At 55.1% G+C, this 15,364-nt stretch carries 15 protein-coding genes; 14 read left to right on the top strand and 1 reads right to left on the bottom strand.

What is annotated here, in order from left to right; translation table 11 throughout:
* Positions 1-7: 7 nt before the first annotated feature.
* Positions 8-910: an AraC family transcriptional regulator gene (locus MWU64_RS06540; protein WP_281496287.1), complete on the bottom strand. Its 903-nt coding sequence runs from the start codon at positions 908-910 to the stop codon at positions 8-10.
* A gap of 143 nt (positions 911-1,053) precedes the next feature.
* Between MWU64_RS06540 and MWU64_RS06535 the strand changes: the two genes are divergently transcribed.
* From MWU64_RS06535 to MWU64_RS06470, 14 genes are all read left to right on the top strand, one after another.
* Positions 1,054-2,547, top strand: a complete 1,494-nt coding sequence (locus tag MWU64_RS06535) for a CoA-acylating methylmalonate-semialdehyde dehydrogenase (protein WP_247062726.1) — start codon at positions 1,054-1,056, stop codon at positions 2,545-2,547.
* 22 nt (positions 2,548-2,569) lie between these two features.
* Complete coding sequence (locus MWU64_RS06530; protein WP_247062724.1) at positions 2,570-3,736, top strand: acyl-CoA dehydrogenase family protein; 1,167 nt, start codon at positions 2,570-2,572, stop codon at positions 3,734-3,736.
* 30 nt (positions 3,737-3,766) lie between these two features.
* Positions 3,767-4,546: an enoyl-CoA hydratase gene (locus tag MWU64_RS06525; RefSeq protein WP_247062722.1), complete on the top strand. Its 780-nt coding sequence runs from the start codon at positions 3,767-3,769 to the stop codon at positions 4,544-4,546.
* 11 nt (positions 4,547-4,557) lie between these two features.
* Positions 4,558-5,640: an enoyl-CoA hydratase/isomerase family protein gene (locus MWU64_RS06520; RefSeq protein WP_247062720.1), complete on the top strand. Its 1,083-nt coding sequence runs from the start codon at positions 4,558-4,560 to the stop codon at positions 5,638-5,640.
* 38 nt (positions 5,641-5,678) lie between these two features.
* Positions 5,679-6,566: a 3-hydroxyisobutyrate dehydrogenase gene (mmsB, locus tag MWU64_RS06515; protein ID WP_199007845.1), complete on the top strand. Its 888-nt coding sequence runs from the start codon at positions 5,679-5,681 to the stop codon at positions 6,564-6,566.
* A 126-nt stretch (positions 6,567-6,692) separates the two neighbouring features.
* A complete protein-coding gene (locus tag MWU64_RS06510; RefSeq protein ID WP_247062719.1) occupies positions 6,693-8,342 on the top strand; it encodes an AMP-binding protein in 1,650 nt (549 codons plus the stop codon).
* Positions 8,339-8,764 carry a PaaI family thioesterase gene (locus MWU64_RS06505; protein WP_247062717.1) on the top strand — a complete coding sequence of 142 codons (426 nt, stop codon included), beginning with the start codon at positions 8,339-8,341 and terminating at the stop codon, positions 8,762-8,764. The genes MWU64_RS06510 and MWU64_RS06505 overlap by 4 nt, the downstream gene beginning before the upstream one ends.
* Positions 8,765-8,840: 76 nt before the next feature.
* Entirely contained in the window at positions 8,841-9,647 is an 807-nt protein-coding gene (locus MWU64_RS06500; protein ID WP_247062715.1) for an ABC transporter ATP-binding protein, read from the top strand.
* On the top strand, positions 9,644-10,363 hold the full coding sequence (locus tag MWU64_RS06495; protein WP_247062713.1) for an ABC transporter ATP-binding protein: 720 nt from the start codon (positions 9,644-9,646) through the stop codon (positions 10,361-10,363). Before MWU64_RS06500 ends, MWU64_RS06495 begins: the two co-directional genes overlap by 4 nt.
* 72 nt (positions 10,364-10,435) lie before the next feature.
* A complete protein-coding gene (locus MWU64_RS06490) occupies positions 10,436-11,647 on the top strand; it encodes an ABC transporter substrate-binding protein (RefSeq protein ID WP_247062711.1) in 1,212 nt (403 codons plus the stop codon).
* Positions 11,648-11,751: 104 nt separating this feature from the next.
* Positions 11,752-12,639, top strand: a complete 888-nt coding sequence (locus MWU64_RS06485; RefSeq protein WP_247062709.1) for a branched-chain amino acid ABC transporter permease — start codon at positions 11,752-11,754, stop codon at positions 12,637-12,639.
* 2 nt (positions 12,640-12,641) lie between these two features.
* Complete coding sequence (locus tag MWU64_RS06480) at positions 12,642-13,637, top strand: branched-chain amino acid ABC transporter permease (RefSeq protein WP_247062707.1); 996 nt, start codon at positions 12,642-12,644, stop codon at positions 13,635-13,637.
* 782 nt (positions 13,638-14,419) lie between these two features.
* The gene (locus tag MWU64_RS06475) at positions 14,420-14,908 is read left to right on the top strand and encodes a hypothetical protein (protein ID WP_247062706.1); all 489 of its coding nucleotides are present in this window, start codon (positions 14,420-14,422) and stop codon (positions 14,906-14,908) included.
* A gap of 127 nt (positions 14,909-15,035) precedes the next feature.
* Positions 15,036-15,314: a type II toxin-antitoxin system RelE/ParE family toxin gene (locus MWU64_RS06470; RefSeq protein ID WP_247062703.1), complete on the top strand. Its 279-nt coding sequence runs from the start codon at positions 15,036-15,038 to the stop codon at positions 15,312-15,314.
* The last annotated feature ends 50 nt before the right edge of the window (positions 15,315-15,364 follow it).

The raw sequence follows: 15,364 nt of genomic DNA, 5'->3' as shown, positions 1-15,364 counted from the left end.
CTGCTATTCAATGCCTTGCGGTATGGCGATAGTCGCTGGGAGATTTCCCCATGACTTTTTTAAACAGGCGAGAGAAATAATAGGCATCGTCGTAACCCAGCTGTCGGCTGATATCCGCAAACGTTTGGCTGGTGGTGTCCAGCAGTTCGCACGCCCGTTCCACCTTCAGGTGCAAAAAATGCTGGATGGGAGCAGTGCCGGTTTGCTCGCGATAGCGGGTGGCAAAATGTGCGGGTGACAGGCCGGCGAGTTCCGCCAACTCATTCAGTGTCAGCCGTTCTTCAAGGTGTTCCCGCATGTAGTTGTGAATAACCTCAAGCTCAGCCTGCCGGGCTTGCCCGGTTTCGTCAGCATTGATCGGAACCGCTGCCAGCAGTTGTCGTAATCGGTTGCTGGCATGAATCAGGCCTTGGGTGCGAAACCCGGTTTGGCGCACCGACAACAAGCCGTTGAAATCCACCAGCAAACGCGGTTGCCGGCCCAAATGGCGAATGTAGGTGCCGTTGGTGAAGCCCATGTGCTGCCGAAACGCTTCCGCTAACGGGCCAGAGTAGTGGACCCAGTGAATGGACCACGGGTTGTTCGGGTCTGCGGTGTACCGGTGGCTGGCTCCGGCGGGCAAGAGCAGCAAATCGCCAGAGCCAACGGTGTGGGGTACACCTTCTACGTTAAGGAACGCGTTTCCATCCGTGCAATAGATCAAAAGATTGTCGCGGTGATGCTCCCGGTGCATATGATGCCCGATGGCCTTTCGGTAGTGGCCAAAAGCAAGGGGGTAAAGCTCTCGGGTCAGGTCATGACTGGCGAGCAGGCGCACGATAGGCTCAGGAATAACGTATCGAACGCTGTCCGCGGGCACCGGCCATTGCGAGGTTTGTGTTGATTGAGACAGATCTGTTTTTCTTGGCATCGAAAAATAATCCATCAAGAGCGAAATTTAGTCAATCACCTATTGTTGGGGTGCGTGCTAGTCTGTGGGTAAATCATCGCCTTGGTGTGGCTGGCAGACGACCACCGAGGCGTTCCGGACAACAACAACCACGGGACAGCATCATGAAGAAAGTACCTCAGTATATTGCCGGTGAATTTGCGCAGAGCCAGACTCAGAACTGGATCGATGTAACCAACCCGGCAACCAACGAAGTGATCGCCCAAGTGCCTTGTGCGACTACTGATGAAATGCGTCAGGCCATCGACAACGCCGGCGAAGTGTTCAAAAGCTGGAAAGAAACGCCGATTTCCGAGCGAGCGCGGGTGATGCTCCGTTACCAGGCATTGCTGAAAGAACATCACGACGAGATTGCCGAAATCCTGTCACAGGAAACCGGCAAGACGTTTGATGATGCCAAGGGTGATGTGTGGCGCGGTATTGAAGTGGTTGAGCACGCCGCGAACGTCGCTTCCATGATGATGGGTGAAACGGTTGAAAACGTGGCCCGCGAAGTAGACACCCACTCCTGGATTCAGCCTCTGGGCGTGTGTGCCGGTATCACACCGTTCAACTTCCCGGCCATGATTCCGCTGTGGATGTTCCCCATGGCCATTGCCTGCGGCAATACCTTCATTCTCAAGCCGTCCGAGCAAGACCCCCTCACGCCCATGCGTTTGGCGGAACTGTTTGAAGAAGCCGGTGCCCCTAAAGGTGTTCTGCAGGTGGTCCACGGTGCCAAAGAACAGGTAGATACGCTCCTGCACGACCCGGCCATCAAAGCCATTTCGTTCGTAGGCTCTGTACCTGTTGGTCGTTATATCTATGAAACCGGTACCAGCAACATGAAGCGTGTACAGAGCTTCGCCGGTGCCAAGAACCACATGGTTATCATGCCGGATGCAGACAAGCAACAAGTATTGAACGCGCTTGTGGGTGCCTCTGTGGGCGCGGCCGGTCAGCGTTGCATGGCGATCTCCGTTGCGGTGTTCGTGGGCGCAGCCCAAGAGTGGATTCCGGAACTGAAAGAAGCCATGGCCAAGATTCGTCCGGGCGCCTGGAACGATTCCGGCGCCAGCTACGGCCCGGTTATCAGTGCCAAAGCCAAAGAGCGGGTTGAATCTCTGATCGCCACGGGTGAAGCCCAGGGTGCGAAGCTGATGCTGGATGGCCGTGGATGCACCGTTGAAGGTTTCCCAGATGGCCATTGGGTTGGGCCAACGCTGTTCAGTGAAGTAACCACCGAGATGGATATCTACAACGAAGAAATCTTCGGTCCTGTGCTGTGCTGCATGAACGCAGACTCGCTGGGCGATGCGATTGAGCTGATTAACAACAGCCCCTACGGTAACGGCACGTCTATCTTTACCAACCATGGTGGTGCGGCACGCCGCTTCCAGCACGAAATTGAGGTTGGTCAGGTGGGTGTGAACATCCCCATCCCGGTACCCCTCCCGTTCTTCTCGTTCACCGGTTGGAAAGGTTCTTTCTACGGCGATCAGCACGCCTACGGAAAGCAGGCGGTACGTTTCTATACTGAAACCAAAACCGTGACCTCCCGCTGGTTCAACAGCGAAGCCACGTCGTCAGAAGCCAACTTCTCTATTCAGCTGCGCTAATCGCGCAGCCAGGAGTCGAGCTATGGATTTCAACCTGACGGAAGACCAGCTGGCGTTTCGCGAGGCCGCTCGGGCCTTTGCCGAGAAAACCATGGCCCCGTTCGCGGGGCAGTGGGATGTGGACCACACCTTCCCGGTAGAGGTGATGAAACAAGCGGGCGAGATGGGTTTCATGGGGATTTACACCCCGGAAGCCCTCGGTGGCATGGGGCTGTCCCGAATGGACACCTCCGTGATTGTGGAAGAGCTGGCCATGGCTTGCCCTTCCACGGCCGCCTTTATCACCATTCACAACATGGCCACCTGGATGGTCGCCAGCTTTTCCGATGACGCGCTGAAACAAAAGTTTGTGCCGAAGATGGCGAGTGGTGAGTGGCTGGCATCGTACTGTCTGACCGAACCGGGTGCCGGTTCGGACGCGGCAAACCTGCGAACCAAAGCAGTTCGCGATGGCGATAGCTATGTGATCAACGGCAGCAAGATGTTTATCTCCGGGGCCGGAGACACCGATGTGCTGGTGCTGATGGCCCGAACAGGCGATGCAGACAGCGGTGCGAAAGGCATATCCACCTTTGTGATTCCGGCGGATGCTGAAGGCGTCTCTTACGGAAAGAATGAAGAAAAAATGGGTTGGCACAGTCAGCCTACCCGAATGGTCACACTCGAAGACGTTCGCATTCCAGCCAGCAACCGCGTGGGCGAAGAAGGCGACGGTTTTGCCATCGCCATGAAAGGGTTGGATGGTGGTCGTTTGAATATTGCTACCTGTTCTCTAGGTGGGGCTCAGGCAGCGCTTCTCCGAGCCCGTAATTACCTGCACGAACGCCAGCAATTCGGCAAGCCATTGGCGGCCTTTCAGGCGCTGCAGTTCAAGCTGGCGGATATGGCCACTAATCTTGTGGCGGCACGGCAAATGGTGCGTTTGGGGGCGTTCAAACTGGACAGTAAAGACCCGGAAGCCACGCTTCACTGCGCCATGGCCAAACGCTTTGCCACAGACGCTTGCTTTGACGTGGCCAACGAGGCGCTGCAGTTGCATGGCGGGTATGGTTATATTCGGGAATACCCTCTGGAGCGGTATGTCAGAGATTTGCGAGTGCACCAGATTCTGGAAGGCACTAATGAAATCATGCGCATGATCATTGCTCGCCGATTGCTGGATGATGGCGTGGCCGAAGCCATCCAGTAACGGGCAAATCGATAACACAAGGATTCAATCATGAGTGAACTGATCCAACTCGAAAAACGCGACCACATTGCGATTCTTACCATTGCCAATCCACCGGCGAACACCTGGACGGTAGATTCGTTAGTTGCTCTGAAAAAGACCATCGCAGAGCTGAACGACGACCAGAACATCTATGCGTTGGTGGTCACAGGGCAGGGCGAGAAGTTCTTCTCCGCCGGTGCGGACCTAAAAACCTTCGCGGACGGTGACCGCGCAAAAGCCAACGAAATGGCTCAACGCTTTGGTGAGGCGTTCGCGGCTTTGACCGGCTTCCGGGGCGTTTCTATTGCGGCCATTAACGGCTATGCCATGGGTGGCGGCCTGGAGTGTGCGTTGTCCTGCGATATCCGTGTTGCTGAAGAACACGCGCAAATGGCACTGCCGGAAGCCAGTGTTGGCCTGTTGCCCTGTGCCGGTGGTACCCAAAACCTGCCGTGGTTGGTCGGTGAAGGCTGGGCCAAGCGCATGATCCTGTGTGGCGAGCGCGTGACAGCAGAAAAAGCGCAGCAAATTGGATTAGTTGAAGAAGTTGTGCCGTCTGGCCAATCACTGGAAAAAGCTCTGAAGCTGGCCGAAGGTGCCTGCAAACAAAGCCCATCGTCTATCGCTCGCTGCAAACAGTTGGTGATGAGTGCTCGCGATGGCCGTAGCCACAGTGACGGTTGGCGCATGGAGCGAGAGTTGTTTGTTGAACTGTTCCATACCGAAGACCAAAAAGAAGGCGTTAATGCGTTTCTCGAGAAACGTAAGCCGGAATGGAAAAACCAATAACCGGGGCCGTTATGAGCGATCAACCAATAGTCTTTGAAGAGTGGAACACCAGCGACGGCGCGCGCATTGCGTTGGCCCGGCTGAACACGCCGCGCAACCTCAACTCGCTGTCGATGGACATGATCCGTCTGCTAACGCCGCAGCTTGAGCGCTGGGCCGACGACCCGAGTGTCCGTGCGGTTTGGTTGGAAGCAGAGGGTGAAAAAGCCTTCTGCGCGGGCGGGGATATTGTTTCTCTGTACCGGAGCATGACCGAATCCGGAAAACTGAGCGAGGGTGAGCAGTTTTTTACCGAAGAATACGAGCTGGATTACCTGATCCATACCTTCCCCAAGCCCATCGTGTGCTGGGGCAACGGCATCATTATGGGTGGCGGTATTGGCTTGATGGTAGGGGCTTCTCACCGAGTGGTGACAGAAAACTCCAAGTTGGCCATGCCGGAAGTCAGCATTGGCTTATATCCGGATATCGGTGCCGGCTGGTTCCTGAACCGGATGCCAGTGCGAACCGGACTGTTTCTCGGATTGACCGGCGCCCGCATGAATGCAGCCGATGCGCTGTTTGTGAACATGGCTGATCGGTTCATCACTCAAGACCGAAAAGCAAAAGTGATCGACGCACTGAAAGCCGTCAGTTGGCAGAACGATGATAACCATCATGTGGTCAGTGGCGTGCTCAAACAGTTTGAACAACAAAGCGCCGAGGCATTGCCGGAATCGCCGGTTCGCAAGCACTTTGATGAAATCCAGCAAGTAACCGATGCGGGCTCATTAGAGCAAGTCGTCGCACAGTTGCAGGAACTCGGCAGCCGTGACGATTGGCTGGGCAAAACCGTCAAGGCTGTGGCAAAAGCCTCGCCAACGTCACTCGCATTGACTTGGCGGCACTACCACCGAAGCAAGCTGGATGGTTTGAAACAGGTGTTGGATAACGAGTTGGTGTTGTCCAAGAACTGCTTGAAGAAAGGTGAGTTTGCCGAAGGCATTCGGGCCTTGTTGATTGATAAAGATATGCAACCACGGTGGCGCTACGCCTCATTGGCGGAGATGGACAGCCAGTGGATTGATGAATTTTTCAGCCTGAACGCCGGCTAATACACCGGCGGCATGCAACAATAACAAGGAGAAGCACTATGGCGAAGATCACGTTTATCGGCCTCGGCAACATGGGGGCGCCCATGGCCTCCAATCTGGTTAAAGCCGGGCATCAGGTGACAGTCTTTGATTTGTCTGCCTCGGCTGTTGAGGCTCTGGTTTCCGAAGGTGCCAGCAGCGCCGAGAGCGGGAAAGCGGCTGCCGAGGGCGCCGAGTGCGTCATCACCATGTTGCCCGCAGGCAAGCATGTAGAAGCCGTTTATCTGGGAGAAGACGGGCTGCTGTCGGCGTTACCCGAAGGCACGCTGGTGATTGATTCTTCAACCATCGCGCCGGAAACAGCCCGCAGTGTCGCCGAAGAGGCAACCGCCAAAGGCTTGGCGTTCATCGATGCGCCCGTCTCCGGCGGCGTGGGTGGTGCGAAAGCCGGCACCTTGACCTTTATCTGTGGTGGTGAAGCCGACACCTTCGAAAAGGCCAAGCCGATTCTCGAAGATATGGGCAAAAACATCTTCCACGCCGGGCCATTTGGCGCCGGGCAAGTGGCCAAAATCTGTAACAACATGCTGTTGGCCATCCTGATGGCGGGCACCAGCGAAGCCTTGGCACTGGGTGTCAAAAACGGTCTGGACCCCGCTGTTCTGTCAGAGGTAATGAAGCAGAGTTCAGGTGGTAACTGGGCCTTGAACGTCTACAACCCCTGGCCGGGCGTAATGGAAGGCGTGCCAGCGTCCCGTAACTATGAGGGCGGCTTTCTGGTGAATCTGATGGCCAAGGATCTGGGCTTGGCGTTTGATAACGCCGTCACGAATCAGGCATCGATTCCCATGGGATCTTTAGCCCGCAACTTGTTCCAGTTGCATGCCGGGCAAGGCAACGGGGAGCTGGACTTCTCCAGCATCTTGAGGCTGTTTCAGCCAGAGTAATTCGGGGAGGGCGGCTTTGTTTCGCCCTTTTCTTTTAGCCTAAAGTTTACCTTTACGTAAAATGTACGTCGTGCTAAATCTGTACGAAGCATGTGAACGTGAACACAACAACAATAGGAGAGGACGATGAGTCTTCCGAACTACAATGATGTGTACAGCAACTTCGATGCGGCCGCACTGGAGGCAGAGGTCCTGGACGGCCGATTGGATAGTGGCTTGAACGTCTGCCACGAAATTTGTGACAAGTGGGCCACCGACCCGAAAAAGGTTGCGCTCTACTACGAGAAAACCGATGGCGGCGATGGAGCGCTCACGTTCGCCGAGCTTAAGGCGGCTTCCGCGCGTTTCGCAAACTATCTTCAGTCTCTCGGTGTCAGCAAAGGCGACCGCGTCGCGGGCTTGTTGCCACGCGGCCCCGAGTTGTTGATCGTCATTGCCGGTACTTTACGTTTGGGTGCCGTGTATCAACCGCTGTTTACCGCCTTTGGCTCTGGTGCAATTGAATATCGGCTGGAAAGAGCCGGTACCCGTCTGGTGGTCACCGACCCGGATAACTACCCCAAGCTGGGCGATGTGAAAGGCTGCCCGCCCGTGCTGTGCCGCAACGCAGCGGCAACCGGCGACGATGTGCCCGATTTCGAACAAGTGCTGAGCGCTCAGTCCGATCAATTCGAACCGGTGATGATCACCGGCAACGATCCCTTCTTGCAGATGTTTACCTCCGGAACCGTGGGTAAAGCCAAAGGCGTTGCCGTGCCTGCAAAAGCGCTGCTGGCCTTCTACGTGTACATGAAGTACGCCATCGACCTGCGCGAAGACGATGTCTTCTGGAACGTGGCTGACCCCGGCTGGGCATACGGCCTGTACTACGCCGTGACCGGTCCGCTGCTAATGGGCCATACCACTCACTTCAATCCGAACGCCTTCACGCCGGAATCCACCTACGACATGATCCGCAAATACGGGATCACCAACCTGGCGGCCGCTCCAACAGCTTATCGCTTGCTGAAAGCCAACGACCAAGTTCTGCCGGAAGGAGAAACGCTTGGTTTGCGTGTGTGCAGCAGCGCCGGCGAGCCATTAAACCCTGAGGTAGTGAACTGGATCGACCGCCGTTTTGGCTGCCCGGTGAAAGACCATTACGGTCAGACCGAAACCGGTATGACTTGCTGTAATTTCCACGCGATGGAGCACCCGATGCGAGACGGTGCCATGGGGTATGCCTCCCCGGGTCATCGTGTGGTTGCGCTGAACACCAAATACGAAGAAGTGGCTGCCGGTGAAATCGGCCAGCTGGCTGTTGATACCAAAGCCTCGCCACTCTTCCATTTCGACGGTTACACCTGGGGTGAAAAAGATCCGTTCGCCAATGGGTATTACCTGACGGGCGACATGGTGGTTTGCCATGGCGATGGCAGTTTCTCCTTCAGCGGCCGGGACGATGACATCATCACCACCGCCGGTTACCGGGTTGGCCCGGCCGATGTAGAAAGCACCTTGCTGGAACATGCCGCCGTGGCCGAATCCGGCGTGGTTGCGAAACCGGATGAAAAGCGTGGGTCCATCATCAAAGCCTATGTGGTGATCAAAGCAGGCCAGGAGCCAGCCGACGAACAAAGCCTGAAGGACGAGCTGAAGGAACTGGTGCGTACACGCTTATCAACCCACGCCTTCCCTCGGGAAATCGAGTTCGTGGACGAGCTGCCCAAAACGCCCAGCGGCAAGATTCAGCGCTTTATGCTGAGAAATCGGGCTGAGGAAGAGGTATCGGCATGAAAGTCAGCTTCGAGGAACTGAACGCCTTCCTCGTGGACCATTTTCCCCAAGGCGCCGCTTACGGCGCTTTGGTGGATCTTGGGGATGGCTGGGCGGAGATGGTGCTGAACGTGGACGAGGTTCATCTGCGCCCGGGTGGCACGGTTTCCGGGCCCGCGATGATGGCGCTGGCGGATGTGGCCATGTATGCCGCGCTGTTAGGCAAAATTGGACTGGTGCCTTTGGCGGTAACGACTAATCTGAATATTAACTTCCTGCGAAAACCGGTTGCCCATGTGCCTATCCGCGCCAGAGCATCGTTGCTAAAGGTCGGCCGGACCATGGCGGTTGGTGACGTTTTTATCTATTCGGAAGGTATGAAAGAACCGGTGGCCCACTCCACCCTGACGTATTCGATTCCGCCAAATAAAAACGAAAATTAGTTCTTGACGTTTACGTGCACGTAAATCTAACCTGTGGTTAGTTCATAAAGACAACAATAAAAAGGTCAAGTGGCTCATGAGTGAACCGTACGTTCTCGAGACCCGCAACCTGATCAAGGAATTCAAGGGCTTCGTTGCCGTCAATGACGTCAACCTGAAGATCCGCCAGGGGGACATCCATGCTCTGATCGGCCCTAATGGGGCTGGTAAGACCACGGTATTCAACCTGCTCACCAAATTCCTGATCCCTACCCGCGGTCAGATTCTCTACAAGGGTGAAGACATCACATCGTTGAAATCACCCGCCATTGCCCGCAAGGGCATCATCCGTTCCTTCCAGATTTCTGCAGTATTTCCGCACATGACGGCATTGGAGAATATCCGGGTTGCACTGCAAACCGCCGAAGGTACGTCTTTCAGTTTTTGGAAAAGCGGCCATTCTCTGAACAAACTCAACGAACGCAGCATGGAATTGCTGGAGTCGGTTGGTTTGGCGGAGTACGCCAACACCACGACCGTGGAACTGGCCTACGGCCGAAAAAGGGCGTTGGAGCTGGCCACCACCTTGGCGATGGAGCCGCAGCTTCTGCTGCTGGATGAGCCAACGCAGGGCATGGGTTCCGAAGATGTAGACAGAGTTGTTGAACTCGTCCGTAAGGCCGCCCAAGGCCGCACCGTATTGATGGTGGAGCACAACCTTAGCGTAGTGAGCAAGTTGTGTGACCGGATCACCGTGCTTGCCCAAGGTGCCGTTTTAACCGAAGGCGATTACCAGACCGTTTCCGCAGACCCACAAGTCAGAGAAGTCTATATGGGCAGCGATGGCAGTGGTGAACGCGGCGTTGCCAGTGCCGAAGACGACAATCTGGAGGCGGCCCAATGAGTCATTCTGATCGCGACTACGAACAACTGCGCCTTTCAGGGTTACACGCGTTTTACGGCGAATCGCACATTCTGCACGGCATCGACATGGTGGTGAACCGGGGCGAACTGGTAACACTGCTTGGCCGCAATGGGGCAGGGCGCAGCACCACCCTGAAGGCCATTATGAATATGGTCGGGCGCCGCACTGGCACCATTTCAATCAACGGTGAGGAAACCATGCAGTGCGCACCTCATCACATTGCCCGGTTGGGCGTGGGGTATTGTCCTGAACACAGGGGCATCTTCGCGTCGCTCAGCGTGCAGGAGAACCTGACGCTGCCACCAGTTGTGCGCAGTGGCGGGTTAAGTCTGGAAGAAATTTACACCATGTTCCCGAACCTCTATGAACGCAGGTTCAGCCAGGGAACGAAACTGTCTGGTGGTGAACAGCAGATGCTGGCCATGGCGCGAATTCTGCGCACAGGGGCGAACATGCTGTTGCTGGACGAAATCACCGAAGGGCTCGCCCCCGTCATCGTCGAAAAACTGGGCGAGGTGTTAATCGCGCTTAAAAACAAAGGCCTGACCATCGTTCTGGTGGAGCAAAACTTCCATTTTGCCGCGCCGCTGGCGGACCGACATTACGTAATGGAGCATGGCCAGATTGTAGAAGAAATTCACGCCAACGAACTCGCTGCCAAGCAGTCGGTGCTGGATGGCTATCTGGGGGTCTGAACCCGGAAAGATCGAGAGCAACAAAAGCAACAACAAATCGAAACAACGCAAGACAGTATCGGAGATATAACAATGACAATGATGAAAAAACTTCTTGCTTCAGCCGTTGCATCCACCTTGATGGTGGGTGGCGCGCAGGCGGAAATCTCGAACAACACGGTAAAGATCGGCTATCTGGCCGATATGTCTGGCACCTACCGCGATCTGGCTGGCCCGAACGGCCTGAAAGCGCTGGAGATGGCCATCAAAGACTTCGGCGGCAAAGTAAACGGCGCCAAAATCGAAGTGGTGAGTGCGGACGACCGCAACAGCCCGGATACCTCGTCAAGCACCGTTAGGCGCTGGGTAGAGAACGAAGACGTGGATATGGTTGCCGGTATGGTGGCCTCCTCGGTATCCATCGCCGTCAGTAAGATTCTGGAAGAGAACGACCGGCTGGGCATTATTTCCGGCTCGGCCGCCTCCAGCATCACCAACGAACACTGTACGCCGAACCACATCCACTACGTGTACGACACCTATCCGCTGGCCAACGGTACCGCCAGTGCCGTGGTCAAAGAAGGTGGTAAAACCTGGTACATGCTGACCGCCGATTACGCCTTTGGTCAGGCGTTGGAGAGCGATGTCCGACAAGTGGTTGAAGCCAACGGGGGAGAAGTGATTGGCGCGGTGCGCCATCCATTCCCGACTCAGGATTTCTCATCCTTCATTCTGCAGGCTCAGGCATCTGGCGCAGATGTGGTCGGCCTGGCCAACGCCGGTTCGGACACCACCAACGCCATCACCACCGCCAGTGAATTTGGTTTGACCCAGTCGGGCCAGACCTTGGCGGCACTGCTACTGTTCCTGACCGACGTTCACGCGTTGGGCGCTGAAACGGCACAGGGCATCCAGCTGACAACCGGTTGGTACTGGGACATGAACGATGAAACTCGCGAATGGTCTGATCGCTTCATGGACGAAACCGGTGTACGCCCGACCATGGTTCACGCAGGTATCTATTCCAGCACACTGCATTACCTGAATTCGGTGGCGGCAGCTGGCTCCGACGATGCCCAAACCGTGCGTAAACAAATGATGGATACCCCCATCAACGATATGTTTGCTAAGAACGGAACCATTCGAGTTGATGGCCGCATGGTGCACGACATGTACCTGGCGGAAGTGAAGACACCGGCGGAATCCAAGTCTGAGTGGGATCTGTACAAGATTCTGCGGACCATCCCGGCTGATGAAGCTTACCGCCCGCTCTCCGAGAGCAAGTGCAAACTGGTGAAAATGTAAGTTAGCTCATGGTACCCGGCAGGCCTTATTAAAGGCTTGCCGGGTCATGACCGACTGACAGACAGAATAACAACAACGCCTGCACTGCTTGTGGAGAAAGCAATATGACCATGATTTTCGGCGTCCCCCTTGCTGTGCTTTCCGGCCAGCTATTGATCGGCGTTATCAACGGCGCGTTTTACGCACTGTTGAGCCTTGGCCTCGCAGTTATTTTTGGCCTGCTCAAGATTATCAACTTTGCCCACGGTGCCATGTACATGCTTGGTGCCTTGGTGACCGTCGTCCTGTTTGACCTGATGGGCGTTAATTACTGGGTAGCGCTGTTCGTTGCCCCCTTGCTGGTGGGTGCCTTCGGCATACTCATCGAATATTTTCTGCTTCGGCGCATCGCCGGCCAGGACCACATCTACAGCCTGCTCCTGACCTTTGGTGTCGCGCTGATTATTCAGGGCGTATTAACCAACATCTACGGCGTGTCGGGCTTGCGTTACAGCATGCCCGATCTGTTTAAGGGTGGCATGAACCTAGGCTTCATGTTTTTACCTTACTACCGCGCATGGGTGATCGTGGTGGCCTTGCTGGTGTGCTTCGGAACCTGGTTTGTTATCGAAAAAACCAAACTTGGCGCCTATCTGAGAGCCGGCACCGAAGATTCTCAGCTCATGCAGGGCTTTGGTATTAACGTACCGCTTCTGGTGAGCCTGACCTACGGATTTGGCGTGATGCTTGCGGCCTTCGCGGGTGTACTTGCCGCGCCGATATACTCCGTAACGCCGGTGATGGGCTCCAATACACTCATTGTGGTATTTGCGGTGGTGGTTATCGGTGGCATGGGGTCCATAGGTGGCGCCATTATCACCGGCATATTGATGGGTGTTATTGAAGGCTTAACCAAAACCTTCTACCCGCCTGCATCCTCGGCTGTCATCTTCCTTGTGATGGTTGTGGTACTGATGTTCCGCCCCAACGGCCTGTTCGGTAAGGAGGCATAGCCATGAATAACTCTGTTAACTCTACCGACATCCATAAGGCCATTGTTGCGGAACAAAAAGCCCAGGATCGCAAAAAGATGATGGTGAACGGTGTCTTGCTGTTGCTGTTGTTGGCTGCGCCTTTCGTGCTGTACCCGGTCTTTCTGATGAAGATCTTGTGCTTCGCGCTGTTTGCGGTGGCCTTTAACCTGCTGTTCGGGTTCACCGGCTTGTTGTCGTTTGGCCATGCCGCATTCCTGGCCACCGGGGGATACACCACCGGCTATCTGCTAAGTAACTACTCGGGCCTGACCACCGAGTTGGGGATCATCGCCGGCACCTTGGCGGCCACCGTGATGGGCACGGCGTTCGCATTGCTGTCCATCCGCCGACAGGGCATCTACTTCGCGATGGTTACATTGGCGTTGGCGCAGCTTGTGTTCTTTTTCTACGTGCAGTCGGATTTCACCGGCGGTGAAGACGGCATGCACGGTATCCCGAGAGGCAAGTTACTCGGGGTGCTGGATCTGGAAGACAACATGAACATGTACTACGTCGTGCTGGCGGTGTTCATTGGCTGTTATCTGCTGGTGCAACGCATTGTCAGTAGCCCCTTCGGGCAGGTGCTTAAGGCGATCAAACAGAACGAGCCGCGCGCGGTATCCCTCGGGTACAATGTGGATCGCTATAAAATCCTCGCCTTCGTGATCTCGGCTGCACTGGCCGGGCTGGCCGGCTCCATGAAATCGGTGGTGTTCCAGCTCGCCTCCCTGAACGACGCTCACTGGCACATGTCCGGCGAAGTCATCCTGATGACACTGGTGGGTGGCATGGGTACGCTGCTCGGCCCGGTTGTTGGCGCCACCTTCGTGGTCAACGTGGAGTACCAGTTGGCTCAAGGCCCGCTTCGGGATTGGGTAGACCCGATACTGGGCGGCATCTTCGTGCTCACCGTGTTGGCTTTCCGCAGCGGTATCGTGGGTGAGATTCAGAAGTTTATGAAGAAAAATCTTGGCTAAATAGAACTGCCAGGCCCTGTCCTCTCCGGCACGCGATGATGTGCCGGTGGGGCAGCGTCACTAGGCAACCCGCCTTCGCAAAAGATCGACCCCTACCCAATTCACGGAATTATACGAACGCGTTCGCAAAACTCCGTGAACCTCACGGAAAACATTGCTAACCTTCTGATAAGTTTGAAAACGAAATGATGGCCATGGGAGTTATACGCCCGGGTTTTGGAGCGTTTGTGGCTTGAATGGGGGCGTATAGCTCCGAGCTTTGCTTTGGCGGGATCAGGTAAGATTATGATATTTATTTATAAATTTAACCTTTCCATTGCCCGGGCAAGTGGAGTTATACGAATGAGTGATATACGAACGCGTTCGTATAATTAGCTGTTATAAGCCAAGGCTTCGGTAGGTTTTTGATGGTTGAGTGCATGGGCCTTGGCGGAAAATTAGGCGGTGATTTCTGATTCCCGGTTATGGCCAAGGCCAGCAATTTCGTCGTCCAATTTGGAAGCCAACATCGGCATATTTCGGGTTATCACCAGGGTGCCCAGGTTGTGGGGCAATTCGCCGAAAGTTCCAAGCGCGCCGGGTAGTCTGGTCGTTTGTATCGGTGCCGGATCGGGAGCAAGTGCGGGGCTTCTTTGGAGTTCGCATGCGAGCTGAGGAGTAGGAGTGGAACCATCGGGTGAACCGGCTTCTAACCAGTCGCTGTAGTACGTTCCCGGCCCGGAGGGCCGTCCACCGGACGCCACTGACGTGGCGCCGCTAAGCTCAGCGTTAAAAGGTAAAGCATGAACTCACAGCAAGTCACAGCAATCGCGCTAAGGATTATCTCGATCTGGCTGCTGATTGAGGTTGTCTTAAATTTACCGAGCATTTTTCTGGCTTACTCGAGTATCGAGCAGTATCAACGAAAAGAAATGCCCCTAGTCGCTTACATCGGCCTTATTGGATCTTTCCTTCTCATCGGTATTGTTGCCGTATTCTTAATCAACAAAGCGGCGAAATCTGTTCTTTCACGCGCCCAGACGGATTCAGAAAGTTCCTTAAGTAGTGATTCTCAGAAGGCGCTTTTTCAACTGGTTGGCTTGTACTTCGTTGTTGATGCAATCGTTTACCTACCGCGTTCCTTGGGGTTTATCCCAAATACAGCAGACATCTCAGTTTCTAGTTTGCTTTGGGCGGTGGGTCTGGCGTTTCAGCTTGCAGTTGGGTTGTGGCTTGTAACCAACTCGTCTTTTTGGCTGAAGCTATTCCAGAAACTTAGGGGGCGGGCCTGATGCCTTTTAACAAGTCGCTTAAGTTCGTTCCCGGCCTTTCGGCCGTCCACCGGACGGCTTTCAGCCGCCGCTTAGCTATGCGTTAAGCTTGGTTGTTGCGCGGTGCGCAACATGCTAGCATTCCCTCATGATTAAATCATTCCGTCACAAAGGACTGAAGCGGTTCTACTCGACCGGCAGCACGTCTGGCATACAGCCCGATCATGAAAAGAAACTGCGCATGCAGCTGGCAGCGCTGGATACCGCCACTTCGGTGGATGATATGGATATCCCTGGTTTTCGGCTTCACTCATTGAAGGGGCGAGACAAAGGGCGGTGGTCGATTCGTGTTAACGGAAATTGGCGCATGACGTTCGAATTTCAGGACGGCAACGCCTACATTCTTGATTATGAGGATTATCACTAATGACTATGCATAATCCGCCGCATCCTGGTGAATTCATTCGCGAGGTGTAC

The sequence above is a fragment of the Marinobacter sp. S0848L genome (assembly GCF_023016065.1).
Taxonomy (GTDB): Bacteria; Pseudomonadota; Gammaproteobacteria; order Pseudomonadales; family Oleiphilaceae; genus Marinobacter.
Note: the sequence above shows the minus strand (reverse complement) of the source record. Positions and strands in the feature narration are given on the sequence as shown.